Origin of the sequence: Mycolicibacterium agri, from assembly GCF_002553505.1 — a bacterium.
Classification (GTDB): domain Bacteria; phylum Actinomycetota; class Actinomycetes; order Mycobacteriales; family Mycobacteriaceae; genus Mycobacterium; species Mycobacterium agri.
Map to the genome: position 1 here is coordinate 1 of NZ_PDCP01000010.1, position 20876 is coordinate 20876.

General features: G+C 67.3%; 18 protein-coding genes. 8 read left to right on the plus strand and 10 right to left on the minus strand.

Annotation, left to right across the window (positions count from 1 at the left end):
- On the plus strand, window positions 1–255 hold a 255-nt coding region (locus tag CQY20_RS07315; protein ID WP_109789712.1), incomplete at its 5' end, for an IS30 family transposase.
- A 57-nt stretch (window positions 256–312) separates the two neighbouring features.
- Here the strand turns inward: CQY20_RS07315 and CQY20_RS07320 are convergent.
- The 3 genes from CQY20_RS07320 to CQY20_RS07330 are packed head-to-tail and all read right to left on the minus strand — an operon-like array spanning window position 313 to window position 4126.
- Window positions 313–2241, minus strand: coding sequence for a zinc ribbon domain-containing protein (locus CQY20_RS07320; RefSeq protein ID WP_443093923.1), 1929 nt, complete (start codon window positions 2239–2241; stop codon window positions 313–315).
- Window positions 2238–3842 carry a S53 family peptidase gene (locus CQY20_RS07325; protein ID WP_371871018.1) on the minus strand — a complete coding sequence of 535 codons (1605 nt, stop codon included), beginning with the start codon at window positions 3840–3842 and terminating at the stop codon, window positions 2238–2240. Before CQY20_RS07325 ends, CQY20_RS07320 begins: the two co-directional genes overlap by 4 nt.
- Before the next feature lie 8 nt (window positions 3843–3850).
- Window positions 3851–4126, minus strand: coding sequence for a hypothetical protein (locus tag CQY20_RS07330; protein WP_097939422.1), 276 nt, complete (start codon window positions 4124–4126; stop codon window positions 3851–3853).
- Window positions 4127–4367: 241 nt separating this feature from the next.
- Here CQY20_RS07330 and CQY20_RS07335 point away from each other — a divergent pair, with 241 nt between their 5' ends.
- Together CQY20_RS07335 and CQY20_RS07340 are read left to right on the plus strand one after the other, a co-directional pair.
- Complete coding sequence (locus tag CQY20_RS07335; RefSeq protein WP_371871017.1) at window positions 4368–5051, plus strand: DnaE2-dependent mutagenesis accessory factor ImuA'; 684 nt, start codon at window positions 4368–4370, stop codon at window positions 5049–5051.
- Complete coding sequence (locus CQY20_RS07340; RefSeq protein ID WP_097939423.1) at window positions 5048–6667, plus strand: DNA polymerase Y family protein; 1620 nt, start codon at window positions 5048–5050, stop codon at window positions 6665–6667. Before CQY20_RS07335 ends, CQY20_RS07340 begins: the two co-directional genes overlap by 4 nt.
- Here the strand turns inward: CQY20_RS07340 and CQY20_RS07345 are convergent, their stop codons facing one another.
- The 3 genes from CQY20_RS07345 to CQY20_RS07355 form a co-directional block, all read right to left on the minus strand.
- Window positions 6668–8077, minus strand: a complete 1410-nt coding sequence (locus CQY20_RS07345; RefSeq protein ID WP_097939424.1) for a DUF1214 domain-containing protein — start codon at window positions 8075–8077, stop codon at window positions 6668–6670.
- A gap of 199 nt (window positions 8078–8276) precedes the next feature.
- Window positions 8277–9314, minus strand: coding sequence for a nucleoside hydrolase (locus CQY20_RS07350; RefSeq protein WP_163700805.1), 1038 nt, complete (start codon window positions 9312–9314; stop codon window positions 8277–8279).
- A gap of 19 nt (window positions 9315–9333) precedes the next feature.
- Window positions 9334–11343 carry an SDR family oxidoreductase gene (locus tag CQY20_RS07355; RefSeq protein WP_097939512.1) on the minus strand — a complete coding sequence of 670 codons (2010 nt, stop codon included), beginning with the start codon at window positions 11341–11343 and terminating at the stop codon, window positions 9334–9336.
- A gap of 133 nt (window positions 11344–11476) precedes the next feature.
- Here CQY20_RS07355 and CQY20_RS07360 point away from each other — a divergent pair, with 133 nt between their 5' ends.
- The 3 genes from CQY20_RS07360 to CQY20_RS07370 all read left to right on the plus strand — a co-directional run bounded on the left by CQY20_RS07360 (window position 11477) and on the right by CQY20_RS07370 (window position 14225).
- Complete coding sequence (locus tag CQY20_RS07360; protein ID WP_097939426.1) at window positions 11477–12346, plus strand: MaoC/PaaZ C-terminal domain-containing protein; 870 nt, start codon at window positions 11477–11479, stop codon at window positions 12344–12346.
- Window positions 12347–12375: 29 nt separating this feature from the next.
- Window positions 12376–13257, plus strand: coding sequence for a universal stress protein (locus CQY20_RS07365; protein ID WP_097939513.1), 882 nt, complete (start codon window positions 12376–12378; stop codon window positions 13255–13257).
- A gap of 77 nt (window positions 13258–13334) precedes the next feature.
- On the plus strand, window positions 13335–14225 hold the full coding sequence (locus tag CQY20_RS07370; RefSeq protein WP_097939427.1) for a universal stress protein: 891 nt from the start codon (window positions 13335–13337) through the stop codon (window positions 14223–14225).
- 6 nt (window positions 14226–14231) lie between these two features.
- Here CQY20_RS07370 and CQY20_RS07375 read toward each other — a convergent pair whose 3' ends face one another.
- Window positions 14232–15164, minus strand: a complete 933-nt coding sequence (locus CQY20_RS07375; protein ID WP_097939428.1) for a hypothetical protein — start codon at window positions 15162–15164, stop codon at window positions 14232–14234.
- A 146-nt stretch (window positions 15165–15310) separates the two neighbouring features.
- Here CQY20_RS07375 and CQY20_RS07380 point away from each other — a divergent pair, with 146 nt between their 5' ends.
- Window positions 15311–18604 (plus strand): error-prone DNA polymerase, encoded by a 3294-nt coding sequence (locus CQY20_RS07380; RefSeq protein ID WP_097939429.1) that lies wholly within the window; start codon window positions 15311–15313, stop codon window positions 18602–18604.
- A gap of 310 nt (window positions 18605–18914) precedes the next feature.
- On the opposite strand, the gene CQY20_RS07385 is transcribed toward CQY20_RS07380, so the two are convergent.
- Complete coding sequence (locus CQY20_RS07385; RefSeq protein ID WP_097939430.1) at window positions 18915–19334, minus strand: TIGR03667 family PPOX class F420-dependent oxidoreductase; 420 nt, start codon at window positions 19332–19334, stop codon at window positions 18915–18917.
- Window positions 19335–19357: 23 nt separating this feature from the next.
- On the opposite strand from CQY20_RS07385, the gene CQY20_RS07390 reads away from it, so the two are divergent.
- Window positions 19358–19999, plus strand: coding sequence for a nitroreductase family protein (locus CQY20_RS07390; protein ID WP_097939431.1), 642 nt, complete (start codon window positions 19358–19360; stop codon window positions 19997–19999).
- On the opposite strand, the gene CQY20_RS07395 is transcribed toward CQY20_RS07390, so the two are convergent.
- Both CQY20_RS07395 and CQY20_RS07400 read right to left on the minus strand, forming a co-directional pair.
- The gene (locus CQY20_RS07395; protein ID WP_097939432.1) at window positions 20000–20464 is read right to left on the minus strand and encodes a tRNA (cytidine(34)-2'-O)-methyltransferase; all 465 of its coding nucleotides are present in this window, start codon (window positions 20462–20464) and stop codon (window positions 20000–20002) included. It lies immediately after the preceding gene.
- An 11-nt stretch (window positions 20465–20475) separates the two neighbouring features.
- Entirely contained in the window at window positions 20476–20661 is a 186-nt protein-coding gene (locus CQY20_RS07400) for a hypothetical protein (protein WP_097939433.1), read from the minus strand.
- Window positions 20662–20876: the final 215 nt, after the last annotated feature.

Genomic DNA, 20876 nt, shown 5'->3' on the forward strand with positions numbered 1-20876 from the left:
GAGCTCGATATCTACTTCTGCGATCCGCACTCGCCATGGCAACGCGGCAGTAACGAGAACACCAACGGGCTGCTGCGCCAATACTTTGCTAAAGGCACCGACCTATCAGTGTTCCCGGCCGACTACCTCGACTACGTTGCCGCCCAACTCAACACCCGACCCCGCAAAACCCTCGGCTGGAAGAAACCCGCTGAAGTCCTCGACGAGCTACTCTCAAACCCGCCAAAACCACCCGCTGTTGCATCCACTGCCTGAAATCGCCTGGGGTTTTGCGGGCACTAGTGTCTGCTCGCGGGTGGTACGGAACGAAGGTTAGCGCGGTGGGTCGCCGCGCCAGCTGAAGCTGTTGACGTACTTGCCCATGTCGAGGGCCAGTTGCAGGTTGGCGCCTGACGGCTTGCCGAGCCCGAAGTCCGGGCCGAACTGCCGGAACGGGCCGACGGCGGCGGCGATGAGCGCCAGGTCGTTCTTCACCGCCACCAGCACCATCACCCGCATTCGCATGTAGTTGCTGTTGGCGCCCTGCGGCCAGCAGTCGGCGACCAAGCCGTATCCGGGCATGTACCCAACCATCGCGTTGGGGATCTCATAGGCGGTCTTGGTGTCCGGGAAGGTTTCTGTGACAAGGCTTTTGGCGATCTCCTCCGGCGACCGCCCGTTGGCGGGGCGGCTCATCAACTGCATCGTGCCGCCGTCGCCGCCGAGGAAGTCGGCGCGCACCCCGGTGGGGCTCGTCGTGATCTTGTAGGCCGAACCCTCGGCGGGATACGACACGGAGAAGGAGCCGTCGGGCGCGGTGAAGCGGGGATTGACAGCAACGGGCTCGCCCGTCGGTGGATGCCCGCAGTCCGGCGGGCACACGTAGCGTGCCGGGGGCTTGTGGATGTACACGGACAACGCCACCAGGGCGACCGCCACCACGACTATGCCGGCGCCCCAGGTACGCAGCAGCCGTGCCAGCGAGGTCCGCCGAACAGGTTGCGCGTCATAGGTTCCGGGGGTCGTCGAATATCCGGGGTGTGTCTCGTCGGTGGTCGGCTCGCCGGGTGTGCGTGCCGCCGGCCGGGCTTCACGCCGCTGCCGCCGTGACGACCGCGACGCGGCCCTGGTGGCCACACCGCACGCGGGACAGAACGCCATGTCGGGGACCACGTGATTGCAGTGCGTGCACAGCAGTGGCTCTTCGGATTGGATTTCGTCGTGCTCCTCATGCAGCAGCGCCAGATGCAGGCCGAGCCGTAGCAACAGCAGGGCCACCATCGCAACCGTGAGATGAATGATGAGTTGCAGCCACTGCGGAATATGGGTCACGTCGATGATTCCGAGGAGGGCGTAGACGCCGACGACGGCCGCGGCGAAGCCCGCCAGCGCGGCCCGCACGTACCCGGGATGCTGGTGTGCTTTGCTCGGCGGACGGGTGAACCACAGCGCCGCGCCGATGAGCCCGCCGACCGCAGCCGCCGTCAGCGGCACCGCTATCCCGCGGATGCCTGCCTCGACGATGAGGGAAGGCACCGGGCGGCTGCGGGCGATCATGCCCGTCGCGAACTGCGGAGCCAGCCGCGTGATGGTGGCGGCGGCTGTGAACGTCAACGCGCCGAGCGCCCCGATCGTGAACCCGTCCAACGATTCTCGCGTCGTCGACGGTGAGGTGAAGCGCACCACTATCGCCGGCAGCAGCATGATGAGCATGCCTGCCACCGGGACACCCAATCCCTCGCGCAGGATGCGGCCTGCCGCGATCCCGGTGCCGAGCGGCACACCGTAGGAGCGTGCCACCATCGCGCCGGTCAACAACACGAACGTCACACCGAGTGCGATGCCCAAGCCGCCGGTGAAAAGCAGTGTGCGTGCTGGTAGGTCGCGTTGCGCGTCGGTTTCACGCATGTACAGCAGGAACAACAGCGGCAGACCCAACGCGGACACCGTGATCAACGCCGCAGGCATACGCAGCGTTGCAAAAATCGCCAACGCGAGCAGGACCAGAATCAGCACCACCCGAAACGATGTGCGGGACCGGTGCGGCAGATGCGGGAACAGCGAGCTGGCCAGCGCAGGCACCAATAGGTGCTCGTTGGGTGCGGCACCGTATGCGCGCAACCGCAACCAGGACGGCCCGTTGCCGCGGCGTTCGGTCAGGAAGTCACCGCACAGCCCACAGAATTCGCCTGCGGGAACGTCGGTTTGGCAGACTCGGCACTCCATCGTGGTGGGGATGCCCTGGTCGGCTCCGGTCGTCACGTGGTCACCTTCTGCAGCACCAGAATATTCTGGACGAGGTTGTCGACGTCAGGGGTTCCCAAACCGGTCACCAGGTCGTAGCCGGGCGCGGCGTCAGCGACCGCGTTTCCGCCGAGGGTCACATCGCGAAAGCCCGGCAGCCGCGACCCTTCGGCGACCTTGTACAGCAGCGGATTCAGATCCCCCAGCGGCCGTCCGCCGTTGGCGATCAGGTACTGGTTCATCACCGCCGCCAGCCCCGCCCACAGCGGCGCCGACTGCGACGTTCCGCCGCCCACCAATTGCTTGCCGTTGAAGACGATCCTGATCCCGGTGAACTGGTCGGCGACCGCGGCCACGTCCGGGGTGAGCCTGCGGTCCTGGTTCTGATCCGGCATCACCGAGCGCTGCCAGTCCGGGCGATCGAACAGGTTCGACACCCCGCCACCGCTGCCCAGCGACAGCGGCACGTCGAACCAGGCCTGCTCGGACTGCCACACGCCTCGGGCGTCGGTCGACAATGTGGTGCCGCCGACGTCGGTGATCTCCGGCAGCGAGGCCACGGAGTCCAGCCCGATGTCGGCGTCACTCGGCGGAGACGACCAGTCGTCACCGCCCTTGCATTCCAGGCCGGCGAGATCCCCGCTGGCGTTGAAAGCCGTTGTGCCGTTGGCGTGCGCGGCCGCGATCGCGGACCGCACGGGTGCCAGATCCGCAGCGGTGATCAGCTTGTCGCAGCCCCAACCGATCGAGAAACTCCACACCGCACCGGGGAACTGCTGATCCGCCGACTCCAGCATCTGCGCGATCTTCTCGTAGGCGCCGTCACCTTCCACTGTGGGGCGGGCGTTGATGACGACTTTGCGGGCGTCGGGCGCGACGGCATGGGCCACCTCGAGGTCCATCGTCGTCTCGCCGCGGGGCGCCGACGGCTGTCCGCCGATCAACGTCGGCGTGAACTTGGGCAGCTGGAACGCGGTCGCGAAGGCGTCGAGGTCGGCCTGGTCGTAGCCGTCGAACGCGAAGATGACGATGGTTTGGCCTTTCCCGGTAAACCCCTGCGCCGCAAGGTTACTGACGTTATAGGTGTTCAACAGCGCGCTGGGTTGCAAGCCCTGGTCGGGCACATCTAGGGGCAGCATCCACGTCTTGGACATGTGATGGGGTGTGTAACTGAGGATTCGGCCTAGCTCGAGCACCTCGTCGCGGAGTTCCTCAGGCACCCGCGGCTGCTGCGGGGAGGCGTAGAACAACTGACCGCGCTGGCCGCGATAGTCGTGCACCTCGACATCGAATGCGGAGCCCACCTTTTCGGCTTCGCCTTCGAGGACGGCCCAGTTGTCTCCTGGCCGCCATCGCACTGACAGGCCTCGGCCGCGGGCCCACCCTAGCAACCGGTCCGGTGGCGACGTGTCGCGCAGCGCGACGGTCAGCTGGGTGTCATCGCGACGTGACGGGCCGAGATCCGTTGAGGCGCGCAGCAATAACGCGAACGGTCCGCCGATGAACGTCGGCTTGTCGACCGGCGCGATCCGCAGATCCGAGGCAAGGACCAGCAGCACCCCCGCTGCCGCAATCAACGCCAGCAGTCGGTGCCCGGTCCAGGTTCGCCAACCGGGCACCGCGGTGGCTAGTTGTCGCCGGGCTCAGCCGTCGGAGCCGGCGGAGCCTTGACGTCCGGCGAGAACGGGTTCGGCCCGCCGGGATCGATGCGAGGCGCCTTCTCGGTCGGCTCGGCCGGCGGTGGCGTCGTCGTGGTCGTCGTGGTGGTCGTGGTGGTCGTCGTCGTCGTGGTCTCGGGAGCTTCTTCCTCTTCCCGGGCACAGGCGGAAAGCCCGACGATGGCGATGAGGGCCGCGGCTCCGGCGATGGCCGGGATTCGTCGAGCCGAACGACGTGTCGTCATGTTGTTCCTATCTTCCCCCGACGGGCAATGAACCGCGAGCATGCGGCTCGTCCATTGAAACCTTATCCGAAATGCGAAGACCGCCCCAGCGAATAAGCGACGGGCGAACAGGTCAGGGTTCGCGCAGGGGGTTCGCTCCAGCGCTGCCGACGCTTGACGGTGTCGGTGGGCGGGTGTTTACTCGTCGTATCGAACAAAGTTTCGAATGAACGATGATTCGGGTGAGGTAGAAGGTGCTGTTGTGACGACTGCGATGAGCCTGGACGGGCGTCGGCATAACCGCGCTGAACAGGTAGAACACCTGCGCCGCAAGATGGCGGCCATATCGGGCAAGGTCGGGCCCGGTCGCCGGGGCGACTTGCCGCCCACCGAGGTCCTGCCCGAGTCGGAGAGTTTGCTGCCGCCGTCGAAATTCCTGCCGACCGGGTTGCCGCGCGGGACGGTGGCTGTGCTGTCGGGGGCCAGGTCACTGCCCTTGAGCATGGTGGCCGCGGTGACGGCGGAGGGCGGGCATGCCGCCATTGTCGGCCAGCCCGACGTCGGCCTGCTTGCCGCCGCAGAGATGGGCGCCGACCTGAGCCGGCTGGCTGTCATACCGGAACCGGGGGCCGATCCCGTCGAGGTGGCCGCCGTACTGATGGACGGCATGGACCTGGTGGTGCTCGGCCTTGGCGGGCGGACGGTGCCCGCGACCCGCGCCAGGGCGGTGGTGGCCCGCGCCCGCCAGAAGGGCTGCACGCTGCTGGTCACTGGTGGCGACTGGCAGGGCGCATCGGCTCGGCTGGAGGCCAGGGTCAGCGGCTACGAGGTGACGGGCGGAAGCGGGGGCAGGCCCATTTCGGGGTGTGGCCGGATCAGCCGGGTTCGGCTGGCCACGCGGGCTAGGGGGCGAACCTTTGGATCGGTGCATGCGGTAGGCGAATGAGCGCGTCGGATTCTGATGCCGCAAACCGCTCATCGCGGGTGCTGGCCATCTGGTGCATGGACTGGCCCGCGGTAGCCGCAGCGGCCGCAGCCGATCTGGCCCCGACGGCTCCGGTGGCCGTCACGCTGGCCAACCGGGTCATCGCGTGTTCGGCGTCCGCGCGCGCAGCCGGGGTGCGGCGAGGGCTGCGGCGCCGCGAGGCTCAGGCCAGGTGCCCGCAGCTGCACGTCGTCACGGCCGATCCCGCGCGCGATGCCCGGCACTTCGAAAATGTGACGGCCGCCGTCGACGATCTGGTGCCGCGCGCCGAGGTGTTGCGGCCCGGCTTGCTGGTGTTGCCGGTCCGCGGCGCCGCCCGCTACTTCGGGTCCGAGCAGGCCGCCGCCGAGCGGCTGGTCGACGCCGTGGCGGCGGCAGGAGCCGAATGTCAGGTGGGCATCGCCGATCAGCTGGCCACGGCGGTGTTCGCGGCGCGAGCGGGGCGGATCATCGAACCCGGCAAGGATGCGGTGTTCTTGTCCGCGCTGTCCATCCGGCAGCTGGCCACCGAACCCAGCCTGGCCGCTCCCGGCCGTGAAGACTTGGCTGATTTGTTGTGGCGCATGGGAATCCGCAATATCGGGCAATTCGCAGCCCTGTCCCGCACCGATGTGGCCTCCCGGTTCGGAGCCGACGCGGTCGCAGCGCATCGCTTTGCCCGCGCGGAGCCGAGCCGTGGACCCTCAGGCCGGGAACCGCCGCCGGAGCTGGACGCGGCGATGGACTGCGACCCGCCGATCGACCGGGTGGACGCCGCGGCATTCGCAGGCCGCTCACTGGCCAGTGAACTGCATCGCAGTCTGGAGGCGTCGGGGGTGGGCTGCACTCGGCTGGCCATCCACGCGGTCACCGCGAATGGTGAAGAGCTGAGCCGGGTTTGGCGGTGCGCCGAGCCGCTGACCGAGGACGCCACCGCCGACCGGGTGCGCTGGCAGCTGGACGGCTGGCTGAATCGCCGCAATCCGAACGACCGGCCGACCGCGCCGATCACCGTTCTGCGCCTGCATCCGGTGGAAGTGGTGTCGGCCGAGGCGTTGCAACTGCCGCTCTGGGGCGGCATCGGAGAGGAGGACCGGCTGCGTGCCCGTCGCGCGCTGGTACGGGTGCAGGGCCTGCTCGGGCCGGAGGCCGTCCGGGTGCCGGTGCTCAGCGGTGGGCGCGGGCCTGCCGAACGCATCACGTTGACCCCGTTGGGGGATGAACCGGTGCCGCAGGCCGACCCGAAGCAGCCGTGGCCGGGGCAACTGCCCGAGCCGTCGCCGACCGTGCTGTGCGACGATCCGGTCGAAGTGCTTGACGCCGAAGGCAATCCGGTGCGGGTGACCAGTCGGGGACTGTTCTCCGCCGAACCGGCTCGGCTGGTCGCGCCGGGGCGTACCGGCACGTTGTCGTGGTGGACGGGGCCGTGGCCGGTCGACGAGCGGTGGTGGGATCCTGCCCGTAAGGCCGGGCGCACCGCGCGGGCGCAGGTGCTTCTCGATGTCGATGAGCGGGGCCGGCGCGACGGCGGCGCGGGGCAGGCGCTGCTGCTGTGTTACCGCCAGCGGCGGTGGTATCTGGAGGGCATTTACGAGTAGTCAGTCGGCATCGGCGGCATGCGCGTCGATTCTTTCGATCTCGGGCAGTTTCCAGGTCTTGTCGAAGAGCGCCTGTTCCGGGCCGAAGAATCGGAAGATCACTTCAAAAGAGGTGCACGCCTTGGTCGGAATCCAATTCGATTCTGCGCCGGCCGGAGCCACCGGGCCGAAACAGATGTCGACCGAGCCGTTCGGGTTGGTTGCAAGGCCAGGTGTCGTCGACGACCGGCTTGCCCACGGTGTCTCGCGGATCAGCGCGTGCGTCTCGCCGTCGTAGGCGGTGGCCGACCAGTACTGCCTGACCGGAACGGATGCGGGTACCCGCAGACGATATGTGCTGCCCCCGTCGAGCCTGTTGCCCTTGCCGTCCTTGAGTGTCATCAAGTAGAACTGCCCTGAGCCGAACTTCTTAGGGCTGAAGAACACCATCGAAAAGGCGACCGCCCGGTCATCGACCGGATAGCCGTCCGGGTCGGCGAAATCGGTCGCCAAGCCCTTGAGCACGTCGGGAGAGGCCGGCACATGCCAATGCCCGCCGACGAAATAGGGCGGCGGAAAGTACGACGTCTCAAGGCGATTGCTCAGCCAGGCGCGCACCTCGTGGGCAGCCAGCGTGAGGATCCGGCGGGTCTTGTCGGTCGTGACGAACGGCCTGCCCTTTTCGATGCCAATGGTTTTCAGCCGGTCGATCATCGCCTTGTCGCGCGCCAGCCATGGCTCGGTCTGCACGATCTTGTTCAGTGGGTCGAAAAACCGGGCGTCATACGGGATCGTCGCATCGAAGAGAATGTCCTTCGCGTCGATGAACACCGTTTCCGGTGGCCGGTCCGCAGTCGAAAGCGGGTAAACCCGAACGCGTTTGCCGTATGCGACGGCATCGGCGATGTCGTCCGCGGTGGCGTTTCGGTAGTTCGAGCGCAGCACGGCAAAGGACTGATAGGTCGACAACGGCAACGGGATGTAGCCGGCGGGGACGGCGTCGGTGTGGTCGGGCGGCAGGATCACGTACCTGCCGCCGGCTCCATTGTCGACGCCGGCCACCCCGACGTCAGCGATCGCCGTCTGCCAGCAGTCGTCGACCGACCCGACGATGGCGCCGGTGTCGGCAGGCGGAATCTCCAGCACCACCGGACCGACATCGGCGGTGTCGAAGAACGGCATGAAGTAGATCGTGTCGGGGTTCGGCGTCAGCGTCTGGTTCTTCCAGGTGGCCGGTTGTGACCAGAAGACCACCTGGTTGGGCGCCCCACCCAGCTTGACCATCTGGCGCCGCATCAACTCGAAGTTGACCGCGGGCATACCCCAGATCACCGCCTCGATGGCGCGGCGGTGCAGCGCCCGATCAGCGATTTCGGCCGGATCGGACGGCGGACCCGCTGACGGGCCAGGTCGTTGCCACAGCGTGCGCATGGCGCGTCTCCCACCATCACATCCCGTATCGCGATGCGACCATTCAACCGCCTACGCCCGGCATTGACCCGCGAAACGGCATACCAGCAGGCCGCTTCTCGCATTTCCGCTGCGTAGATGCCGTTTCGCGCACGAAGCGCGGACGAATGCGGACGAAGCGCGCACGAAGCGCGTCACGCCTGCGCGTCATGCCTGCGCGTCATGCCAGCGTGCGCGCGAAACCGCCCACACGTTCGATGAACCGGTCGAAGAAGGCCTCCGGATCGACGTCTATGCCGATGAGTGCGTTGGGTTCTCGTCCCCAACGCCCCGGCCAGTCGGCGATCGTCATGCCGCGGGTCAGCGTGCCGGTCAATTCGACGTCGACGGTCGCCGGCCTGGTCGCGACGATGCCCGGGTCGAGGGCCACAGCGGCGGCCAGGGGATCGTGCAGGTGTGCGAGATAGCCCTCGTTCTGGTCGAAATGGAATTCGAAGTAGAACCGCATGGCGTCTTCGAGAACCCGGATCAACGGGTTGGTCGCGCTCGATCTGGTGCCGCGCTCGTCGCGTTCGCTCATTGGCAGCGTCGGCGAGTCTGCTTCCGCGGCAAGGCGTCCCAGCAGCGCGGGGGTCATCGCGATGTGCTCGGTCAGGTTGAGGCCCAGCACGATCGGCAGGTACCGCGGCCGGTCGGAACCCCACGCCGCGGGCCATGAGCTGAAGACCTCCTGGGCGGCCTCGGGGTCAACGCTGATGTTCCATTCGGCGACGGGCGTGGTGTTGCCGCGGTACTCGAAGGCGCCGCCCATGATCACCAGCCGCCGCATCAGCGTTGGCAGCGCCGGTTCCTCGCGCATGGCCAGCGCCAGGTTCGTCAACGGGCCCGTGGCCACCGCGATCAGCTCGCCGGGATGCGCGTGTGCCGCTTTGATCCAGGCCTGCGCTGCGTCGTAGGGGGTCAGCTCGCGGTTGGTGCGCGGTAACGTGGCATAGCCCAGACCCTGCGGCCCATGGGTGTCCTCGGCGGTGCGCAGCGGTGAGCTGACCGGCTGCTCGGCACCCTTCGACACCGGCACCTCCTCGATGCGGCACAGCTCGAGCAGGCCGAGGTTGTTCTGGCAAACCTGTTGCACGGGAACATTTCCCGCGGTGCTGGCGATCCCCACCAACTCGAGGTCCGGGCTGCCGAACAGGTACACCAACGCCATCGCGTCGTCCACACCCGTATCGACGTCGACGAACACCGGCTGCGGCACGGAGATAACCATACTGGGGCTACCAGTGCACCCCCGGGACCAACCGCACCGCGCGCTTGACCGGCCGGGGCATTCGCACCCGCGGCACCGTCCGAGCCGGGCGTCGGGGTCGCCGTGACGGCGGACGTGAAGGCGGCTCCGACTCGACGCCTCTGGCCGCCGGCGAGTCGGGATAGCCCAGGTAGAACTGGTGCAAAACCCGCCGCGAGAGCTTCGGCGTGAAGTAGTGGCCGGCGTCGGCCAGCGTGCCCAGCGGGGTGTCGATCCGCACCGGCTTCTCGATCAGGCCGCGCACCACCATCGCCGCGGCGTGCTCGGCGCTGATCGCGGGCACCGGGTTGAGCCGCCGCGACGGCACGATCATCGGCGTGCGCACCAGCGGCATGTGGATGGTCGTGAACGTGATGTGGTCGGAAAGCGTCTCGGACGCCACCACGTCGGCGAACGCGTCCAGCGCCGCCTTCGACGGCAGATATGAGCTGTACTTCGGATTGCGCGCCTGCACTCCGGCGCTCGACACGTTGACGACGTGCCCGAACCGCCGTTCGCGCCAATGCGGCAGCAACGCCAGCACCATCCGCACAGCGCCGAAGTAGTTGACCGCCATCACCCGTTCGTAGTCGTGCAGCCGATCGGTCGACGCGGTCACCGAGCGGCGGATCGAGCGTCCGGCGTTGTTGACGAGATAGTCGACGTGGTCGAACCGGCCGAGAATGTCCTTGACGGTGTGTTCGACCGAGGTGCTGTCGGTGACATCGCACGCGAACGCGTAGGCCCGACCACCGGCGGCGCGGATCTCGGCCACCAACTCGTCGAGCGCTTCGCCGTTGCGCGCCAACGCAAATACCGTCGCGCCGCGTTCGGCCACCGCGATCGCCGAGGCGCGGCCGATCCCGCTCGACGCTCCGGTGATGATCACGTGCTTGCCCACCAGCGGCCCGGCGGGGTCGTCGCGGCGGGCGCGATCGGGGTCGAGATGTTCTGCCCAATACCGCCACAGCTTGGGCGCGTACGACGCAAACTCCGGTACGTCAATCCCGGCGCCGCGCAGGGCTTCGCGGGTGTTGTCGGCGGTGAATGTCGGCATCAAATCGACGACGTCGAGGATCTCGGCCGGGATGCCCAACTGCGTCACCGCCATGTTGCGCAAGACCCTCGCTCGCCCGGTCACCCGGAGAAACGGTGTGGCGGTGCCGCGCGGCAGCGAGCCGCGTAGCGGTGGCAGGCCCGCCGCTTTCGCGATCCCCCGGTAGATGCCGCGCAGCCCGATGTTCTCGGGTGCGGTGAGGTGGAAGGTCTGTCCGTCGCGGCCGTCGGCGTGCATCAACTCGGTCAGCGCGTCGACGACGTAGTCGACCGGAACGATGTTGGTGCGGCCGGTGTCGGGCAGCAGCACCGGCGTAAATCGTGGCAGCACAGCAAGTTTGGCCAGGATGCCGAAGAAGTAGTACGGGCCGTCGACCTTGTCCATCTCGCCGGTGCGCGAATCGCCGACCACCACGGCAGGACGGTAGACCCGGTAGCGCAGACCGGGCTCGGAGCGCACCAGCAGCTCGGCCTCGAACTTGGTCTGGTGATAGGGCGACGGCAAGTCCTGCCCGACGTCGAAGTCGTCTTCGGTGTACTCGCCGCGATAGGTGCCCGCGACCGCGATCGACGACACATGGTGCAGCGTCGCGTCGAGCCGGCGCGCCAGCGCGATCACTGCCCGCGTGCCCTCCACGTTGGCGGCCCGCTGCAGGCGCTCGGCGGCGGTGATGTCGTAGATCGCCGCGCAGTGCACCACATGCCCGACGGGTCTCAACTCCGCGATCGCCGCGTCGGGAAGGCCGAGGTTGTCGGCGGTGAGATCGCCGACGAGGGCTTTAACGCGATCACCCCAGTCGTGGTCGTCTGCCAGGCGCTCGAATCTACTCAGCGACGCGCGGCGCACCAGCACCCACACCTCGGCGTCGGGGGATCGTGCCACGAGTTGGGAGACCACTCGGCGACCAATAAACCCGGTACCGCCGGTAACGACATAGTGCATGCGGTCATGTTCGTCCGTGACCCGACCCACGTCAACGGGGTGTGACGTGATCGGTCGGCCGAGATCGAGATGTGGTCCTCAATCGCGCAGACGCTGCGACCGATATCGTCCGAGCAGACCGAAGGGAGTGCCAATGCCGATCGACCCGAATGCGATAGGCGCGAAAACCGATCCGTACATCTACGAGTGGACCGACCGAGACACGCTGCTCTACGCGCTGGGCGTCGGTGCGGGCACCGAGGATCTCGCCTTCACCACCGAGAACAGCCACGGCATTGCGCAACAGGTGCTTCCCACTTTCGCCGTCATCGCGTGCACGGGCTTCGCCGCCGCGGGCAAGATCGGCACCTTCAACTTCGCGATGCTGCTGCACGGCTCGCAGCAGATCCGGCTGTTCGAACCGCTGCCTCCTGCGGGCAAGCTCAGCGTGGTCGGTGAGGTCGCCGACATTCAGGACAAGGGTGAGGGCAAGAACGCCGTCGTCATGCTCAAGGCGACCGGCACGAATCCCGACACCGGCGCGGTGGTCGCCGAAACGATGGCCACGGCGGTGATTCGCGGTGAAGGCGGCTTCGGCGGCCAGCCCGGCCAGCGTCCCCCGGCACCCGAGATTCCCGACCGCGAGCCCGACGCGCGCATCGCGTTACCCACTCGCGAGGACCAGGCGTTGATCTACCGGCTGTCGGGTGATCGCAACCCGCTGCACAGCGATCCGTGGTTCGCAAAGGAGATGGCCGGTTTCCCGAAACCGATCCTGCACGGACTGTGCACCTACGGGGTGGCCGGGCGCGCGCTGGTCAAAGAACTCGGCGGCGGTGACGCGACGAAGGTGACCGCGATCGGCGCGCGCTTCACTTCGCCGGTGTTCCCGGGCGAGACGCTGACCACCTCGATCTGGCGCACCGAACCGGGCCGCGGCGTCTACCGGACCGAGGCGTCCAACCCGGACGGATCGAACGCGCGGCTGGTACTTGACGACGGGGTCGTCGAATACGCCGACTGAGCCGCCCGCGGTAGTAGAGGATGTCCACCATGAGGCTGGTCGTCGGTTACCTGGCCACCCCCGGTGGCGCAGACGCGGTGGCTCTCGGGGTTCGGCTGGCCCGGACCCTGGGCGCCGAGTTGGATCTTTGTATGGTCCTGCCGCCCGACCGCGCCGTGCCGGCACGGTTGACGGTCGGCGACTACGAGGACCTGCTGGCACAGCAGGCCAAGCAGTGGCTGAGCGAGGCGTCGGTGCCCGACGACATCGTCTCGACCAGCCACGTCACCTTCTGTGAGTCGTTCTCCGAGGGGCTGATCCAAGAGGTCGCGCGCCTGGAGGCCGACGGCATCGTCGTCGGCGGCTCCGGTGGCGGGTTGGCGGCATCGTTCACGCTCGGGTCGGTGGTCAACGAGCTGCTGCACTCATCGCCGGTGCCCGTTACAGTGGCGCCGCGCGGCAGCCGTCACTCCGACGTCGAGCGGATCCGCGAAGTGACGTGTGCGATCGGCGAGCGGGCAGGGGCGGATCTGTTGCTGCGCACCGCGGTACGGTTCAGCAAAGCGGCGGGCACGCCGTTGCGGCTGGTGTCGCTGGTGGCGCTCGACCCGGTCTTCGGGCAGCTCCGCGGCGACGCCGAGGCCGTCCGGCAACGCGCCCTCGATCATGCGCAGCGCACCCTCGAAGCCGCGAAAGCCGAGCTGCCCGAGAAGATTCCGGTCACCTCGACCGTCGTCGAAGGAAACTCGGTCGAAGATGCGGTCGCCAAGCTCGATTGGCGCGACGGCGATCTCATCATGGTGGGCTCCAGCCGGCTCAGCGCGCCGAGGCGGCTGTTCCTCGGTTCCACCGCCGCGAAGATGCTGCGGGTGCTCGACGTGCCGATGATGGTCGTGCCGCGCGACCAACTCGACGTGACCCAATTGACGTGAGCCGGAGGCGTCTGGTCCACCCGAACAGGTGACCAAAGGCCTCAGCCGGGCGGCTCCGTCGGTCATATGTTGGTGTTATGTCTGAGTCAGTAGTTCATCGGGGCATTCTGGTCGGGGTCGACGGCTCTGCCGCCTCACAGGCCGCCATCAAGTGGGCGACCCACACTGCGGCCTTGCACAACCAGCCACTGACGTTGGTGCACGTCGTTGTTCCCATCGTTCCGGCCGCCGGGTCAATGGAATTCGCCGCGGCCGGCGACTTCTTCAGGTGGCAGCAAGACGAAGCCGTGCGCGTGCTCGACGAGGCCCGCGGCATCGTCGCAGAAGCCTCCTCCGAGGCGGGCCCTCCGATGGTGCACAGCTCGGTGGTGCACGGCGGAGCCGTCGCCTCGCTGGTGGACCTGTCGAAGGACGCCGATCTGATCGTCGTCGGCTCACGGGGTCTGGGAGCCTTCAGCCGGCTGCTGATGGGCTCGGTCAGCACCGGTCTTGTGCATCATGCGCATTGCGCGGTCGCGGTCATCCACGACGATGCGTCCGAGGTCGCGCCGGATGCGCCTGTCCTCGTTGGCATCGACGGCTCACCGGTGTCGCTGTCGGCCACCGAGATCGCGTTCGACGAGGCGTCGCGTCGCGGCGTCGACCTGGTCGCCCTGCATGCCTGGCGCGACATCACGAGCATGTACGAGTTGCCCGGCCTGGACATCGAGCGGCTGGAAGAGGAAGCCCATCGCGCGCTTGCCGAATCCCTCGCCGGTTTCAAGGAGCGCTATCCCGACGTCAAAGTGCACCGTCTCGTCGTCAGCGACGCGCCGGCTCGACAGCTCATCGAGAATGCGAAGGACGCGCAGTTGGTCGTCGTCGGCAGCCATGGCCGGGGCGGGTTCGCCGGTATGCTGCTCGGCTCGGTCAGCACCGCGGTCGTGCACGCGGTCAAGACGCCGACGATCGTGGCGCGACCCCGCTAGCGGACGTCAGGCGCCCAGGGAGTTGCCGATGCCGGGCGGGCGGTCGCCCTCGATGCCCGACAGCCCTTTCTCCGGATCGTGCAGGAGCCCGAGTGGGTCGAGGAAGTTCCACGCGGTGCTGAAGGCGCCCTCTTTGAGCTTTCTTGCCGGATCCTCCTGATTGGTCAGGTCGGCGACGATGTCGTAGCCGTAGTACAGGAATGAGCCCGGCGGCGTCGTCTTGATCAGTTCGTTGACGATGATCTGCCGTGCGTCCAGGTCGCCTCCGAGGGCATCGCCCAGCTTGGGAACGATCTTGCTGATCGGAACGATCGCGTTGACCCAGGGCACCATCTGCGTGCCCCGATAGGCCTGCTCGACGCCTTCGCGGACGAAGGGCTTCAGGTCCTTCGGCGCAGCGTCGGAAAGCTGATCCCTGATCTGCACCACCGGGGTGGGTATGCCGACGGGCTCATGATCGGTGGCCCCGAAGGGGTTGGGAAGACCGGTGTTCGGCTCGGCCTGCACGACAACGTCGTTGTCGTTGTTCGTCGTGGCGGCGGTCGGCGCGGCGGATTCGCGTGGTTGGAACAGGCGCTTGAGCCGCTCGACCTGCTGGGCCTCGAACTCCTGGGGCGTCAGCTTGGGCTTGCGGACGGTGATCTGGGTGGCCGAGACGTTGGCGTCGTTTGACTTGGCTGTTTGCTTGTCGGTCGACGAATTCCGGTGCGACGAAGCGGCTTTGGTTACCTGATCGGCGGCGTGGCCGAGGTGGCGGGTCAGCTTCTCCAGCGGCTTCGGCCGGTCGGTTTTGGTCTCGTGCTTGGCGGGTTCGGACTTGACGCCGTCCTCGGTGGTGTCGGCGCTGGCCGTTGCCGCACCCGCGACCGCAATGGCCGCTCCGACGCCCGCGGCGACTGCGGCGCCCCCGAGATAGCCGATGTACTTCGTTGACGCCATTGCATTCCTTTCCGGGCCTGCCGGGCTGCTCCGGGGTGATCTCGGTTGATCTTGGCCAAAGGCATCGTAGAGGCAGGGGGCACGGTTGGCAGCGGGGATACTCGTCCAGCTGTTCGACTCGAACAACTGTTCGATAGACTGTCGCCATGGGCTGGCACACCGGGCCGCCGAGCTGGACAGAGATGGAGCGGGTGCTCCACGGTAAGCCGCGCCGCGCGGGCTGGCCCATCGACGAGCAGATCGGCGATGGCGGCGACAGTCCGGCCTGGTCCCGCAAGCGGGGGAGCTACCAGCCGCTGGATGTGCAGCGGCCTGCGTCGTTGGTGCCGTATGCCGAGTTGCACGCGCACTCGGCGTACAGCTTTCTCGACGGAGCCAGCACGCCGGAGGAACTCGTCGAGGAGGCCGCGCGACTGGGGCTGCGCGCGATCGCGCTGACCGACCACGACGGGTTCTATGGCGTGGTGCGCTTCGCCGAAGCAGCCAAGGAACTCGGCGTGCAGACGGTGTTCGGTGCCGAGTTGTCCCTCGGCGGCGGCGACCGCACCGAGGTGCCCGACCCTTCCGGACCGCATCTGCTGGTGCTCGCCCGTGGGCCCGAGGGATATCGACGGTTGTCGCGTCAGCTGGCGTTGGCGCATCTCGCCGGCGGCGAAAAAGGCGTCCTGCGCTACGACTACGACGCGTTGACCGAGGCGGCGGGTGGACACTGGCACATCCTGACCGGATGCCGCAAAGGGCATGTCCGCCAAGCGCTTACCGACGGCGGGCCGAAAGCCGCGGAGAAGGCGCTGGCCGATCTGGTGGATCGGTTCGGCAAGGATCGGGTCAGCATCGAGCTCACCCACCACGGGCATCCGCTCGACGATGAGCGCAACGCCGCGCTGGCGCAACTGGCGCCGCGGTTCGGCGTCGGCGTCGTCGCCACCACCGCAGCCCATTTCGCCGAGCCCTCCCGCGGTCGGCTCGCGATGGCCATGGGCGCGATCCGGGCCCGCAACTCGATCGACGAAGCGGCGGGTTACCTTGCCCCGCTGTGCGGTTCGCATCTCCGGTCGGGGGAGGAGATGGCGCAGGTGTTCGCCCACTGCCCCGAGGTGGTGACGGCCGCGGCCGAACTCGGCGAACAGTGCGCCTTCGAGTTGGCGCTGATCGCGCCGCAGTTGCCGCCGTTCGACGTGCCGGAGGGGCACACCGAGAACAGCTGGCTGCGGCATCTGGTCATGATGGGCGCTCGTGACCGCTACGGCCCGCCCGAGCGGGCACGGCGGGCGTACGACCAGATCGAGCATGAGCTGAAAATCATTGCCGAACTGAACTTTCCGGGCTACTTCCTGGTGGTGCACGACATCACCCGGTTCTGCAAGGAGAACGGCATTCTGGCCCAGGGCAGGGGATCGGCGGCCAACTCGGCGGTCTGCTATGCGCTCGGTGTCACCAACGTCGACCCGGTGGCCAACGAATTGCTGTTCGAGCGGTTTCTCTCCCCGGCAAGGGACGGCCCACCCGATATCGACATCGACATCGAATCGGACCTGCGGGAGAAGGCCATTCAGTATGTCTACGACCGCTATGGCCGTGACTACGCCGCCCAGGTCGCCAACGTCATCACTTACCGCGGGCGCAGCGCGGTGCGTGACATGGCCCGTGCGCTGGGGTTCTCCCAGGGGCAGCAGGACGCGTGGAGCAAGCAGATCGGCCAGTGGGGCAACCTGACCGAGGCCACACACGTCGAGGACGTGCCGGAGCAGGTGATCGAGTTGGCCACGCAGATCTCCAACCTGCCGCGGCACATGGGCATCCACTCCGGGGGCATGGTGATCTGCGATCGGCCGATCGCCGACGTGTGCCCGGTGGAGTGGGCGCGGATGGAAAACCGCAGTGTGCTGCAGTGGGACAAAGATGACTGTGCGGCAATCGGTTTGGTGAAGTTCGACATGCTCGGCCTCGGTATGCTGTCGGCATTGCACTATTGCATCGACCTGGTGCGCGAGCACAAGGGCATCGAGGTCGACTTGGCCAAGCTCGACCTGTCCGAGTCCGCCGTCTACGAAATGCTGCAGAAGGCGGACTCCGTCGGAGTGTTTCAGGTGGAGTCCCGTGCGCAGATGGCCACGCTGCCGCGGCTGAAGCCGCGGGTGTTCTACGACCTGGTCGTCGAGGTGGCGCTGATCCGGCCGGGGCCGATCCAAGGCGGATCGGTGCACCCCTACATCAAACGGCGCAACGGCGAGGAGCCCGTCACCTACGAGCACCCGTCGATGGAGCCTGCGCTGCGAAAGACATTGGGTGTGCCGCTGTTTCAGGAGCAGCTCATGCAGATCGCCGTCGACTGCGCCGGCTTCACCGCCGCCGAGGCCGACCAGTTGCGCCGGGCAATGGGGTCCAAGCGGTCGACCGAGCGGATGCGACGGCTGCGCGACCGGTTCTACGACGGTATGCGCGAACGGCACGGCATCACCGGCGACGTGGCCGACCGGATCTACGAGAAGCTGGAGGCATTCGCCAACTTCGGTTTCCCCGAAAGCCATTCGCTGTCGTTCGCCTCGCTGGTGTTCTACTCGTCGTGGTTCAAATTGCACCACCCCGCCGCGTTCTGCGCCGCGCTGCTGCGTGCCCAGCCGATGGGTTTCTATTCGCCGCAGACGTTGGTGGCCGATGCCCGTCGACACGGGGTCACCGTGCACGGCCCCGACGTCAACGCCAGCCTGGCGCACGCCACCCTGGAGAATGCGGGCACCGAGGTGCGGCTGGGGCTCGGCAGCGTCCGCCACATCGGCGACGAGCTGGCCGAGCGGATCGTCGAGGAGCGAAAAGCGAACGGTCCCTTCACGTCTCTGCTCGACCTGACCGGGCGGGTGCAGCTTTCGGTGCCGCAGACCGAGGCGTTGGCGACGGCGGGCGCGCTGGGCTGCTTCGGGATCACTCGCCGCGAAGGGCTGTGGGCCGCGGGCGCGGCCGCGACGCAGCGGCCGGACCGACTGCCGGGAGTGGGGGCGTCGTCCCACGTTCCCGTCCTGCCCGGCATGACCGACTTGGAGTTGGCGGCCTCCGACGTCTGGGCGACCGGCATTTCGACGGACAGCTATCCCACCCAGTTCCTGCGGGCCGACCTCGACGCGATGGGGGTCATCACCGCTGATCGGCTGCTGTCGGTGCCGGACGGATCGCGGGTGCTGGTCGCCGGGGCGGTGACCCATCGCCAGCGTCCCGCGACGGCGCAGGGCGTGACGTTCATCAACATCGAGGATGAGACCGGCATGGTCAACATCTTGTGCTCACCAGGGGTGTGGAACCGGCAGCGCAAGCTGGCGCAGACGGCGTCGGCGCTGGTGATCCGGGGGCAGGTGCAGAACGCCACCGGTGCGGTCACCGTCGTCGCCGAGCGGCTCAGCAAGCTCGATATGCGAATCGCCTCGCGCAGCAGGGATTTCCGCTAGCTCCGGCGAGCGTGCGTGTCTGCAGCCGACACGCCGTGTAGAAAGCCGAGTTTCCGCACGCTCGCGGTAAACTAGCACCAACGGGCGCGGGGAACTGGCGCTCGCTCGCCTCGCACTGCCTCACGCTCGCAACCAAATGCCGATCCCTTACACCCGAACGCCCGCATAGACATCAATCGCACGGCCTCTCGACGAGCGTGCGCAAAGTAGGGAATTTCACCGGCGTGTCGCCTGCAGACACGCCCGCTCGCCGAAGAAGTGGAGGGGTCTCGCCGGAGATGTAGAGGGATCTCGCCGACGAAACAGAGTGTCAGGCTTCGGGTTCGGGCGGGGTGGTCCAGACCTTTTCGATGCCGATCCGCAAGCGGGTGTTGTAGTTGGCGATTGCCTCGGTCAGCCCGAACTGTTCGGCGTCGGATTGATACTTCTGCCAGAACGCCGCATCCTCGCGCGGGTCGACACCAACCTCGTCGACGACGGCGCTGCCGCCGATGGCGACGACGCCGCCACCGTTGCCGTCGGAGTCAAGGTTGAGGCTGACATGTGGGTGGTTGTCGATGTGGCGGATCTTGGCGGCATTCGGCATCGAGTACACGATGACGTCGGTGCCGTCGAGGTAGAACCACACCAGTCGCGGAACCGGTTGGCCCGATTTGGCCACGGTGGTCAGCCACGCGTAGTGGTCGGCTTGGAGTCTGCTGGAAACCTCTTGCGTGAGATCGGCTGTCATTTGTCCGAATGTAGTCTCGCGTCGTGACCCTTAACCTCTCCGTCGATGAACTTCTGACCACCACCCGCTCGGTGCGCAAGCGCCTTGACCTGGAAAAGCCGGTGCCGCGGGAGGTGCTTCTCGAGTGTCTGGAGTTGGCGTTGCAGGCGCCGACGGGGTCCAACGCCCAGGGCTGGCAGTGGGTCTTCGTCGATGACCCCGAAAAGAAGAAGGCCATCGCCGACATCTACCGGCACAACGCCACGCCGTATCTCGACGCACCCAAGCCCGAGTTCGGTGACATGCGCGACGAACGGCGGCCGCTGGTCACCGAGTCCGCGAAGCACCTCAACGAGCATCTGCATGAGGTGCCGGTCATGCTGATCCCGTGCCTGGAGGGCCGCCCGGACGGTGTGCCCGCCGGTGAGAGCGCCGGGTTCTGGGGCTCGCTGCTGCCCGCCGCGTGGAGCTTCATGTTGGCGCTGCGCTCGCGTGGCCTCGGCTCGGCGTGGACGACGCTGCATCTCGTCGGCAAGGGCGAGAAGCTGGCCGCCGACGTCCTCGGCATCCCGTTCGAGAAGTACAGCCAGGGCGGCCTGTTCCCGATCGCCTACACCAAGGGCACCGACTTCCGGCCCGCCAAGCGTCTGCCCGCCGAGCAGGTGACGCACTGGAACACGTGGTGATCACACCGCTCCGGTGAAGCCGTGCTGGCGCCACGCCTCGTACGCTGCGACCGCGGCGGCATTCGACAGATTCAGTGAGCGCCTGCCGGCCAACATCGGGATGCGCACCTGCGCGGTGATGTGCGGGTCGGCCAGCGTGTCGGTGGCCAGGCCGGTCGGCTCGGGGCCGAACATCAACACATCGCCCGGCTGATACGCGATGTCGGTGAACGAGGTCGTCGCCTGCGCGGTGAACGCGTAGACCCGCGTCGGCCCGATGGCCTCCCACGCCGCGGGCAGGTTCGGATGCACGGTCACCGACGCGAGGTCGTGATAGTCCAGCCCTGCGCGGCGCAACTTCGGTTCGGACAACTCGAACCCGAGCGGCTCGACCAGATGCAGTTCGCAGCCCGTCGCCGCGACCATGCGAATCGCGTTGCCGGTGTTGGGCGCGATCCGGGGCGAGAAGAACAACACGTTGAACAAGGCCGTCTCCGCTAGTCGACGATCGCGATGGTGAGTTCGCACCCGCCGCTGCGGCCCACGTGGCAGTGCCAGTCGGGGTCCTTCTCGTCGTCGAAGTAGTAGGACAACGACCCGTAGAGGTACTGGGCCTCCTCGGTCGTCAGAAATGCCCACGCCTCGATGAGGCGATCGCCCTCGCTTCTCGTTTCGAATCGCACGCCGGAAACTTACCGCCGCGCGCCCCCGTCACGCCGCCCATCGGCGGTCTCCGAACCACCGATCGGCGTTTGCTCGGTCCGCGACTAAGAGGTCTCTGGCAGAGCTCTTGGACTCTGTCTGTTCAGTAAGAATTGTGGAAACGACTGCGTGCTACTGGCATACTCGACAAATTGCCAGGCGGACAACGCCAGCCCGCAGTCGGGCAAAGTCAGCA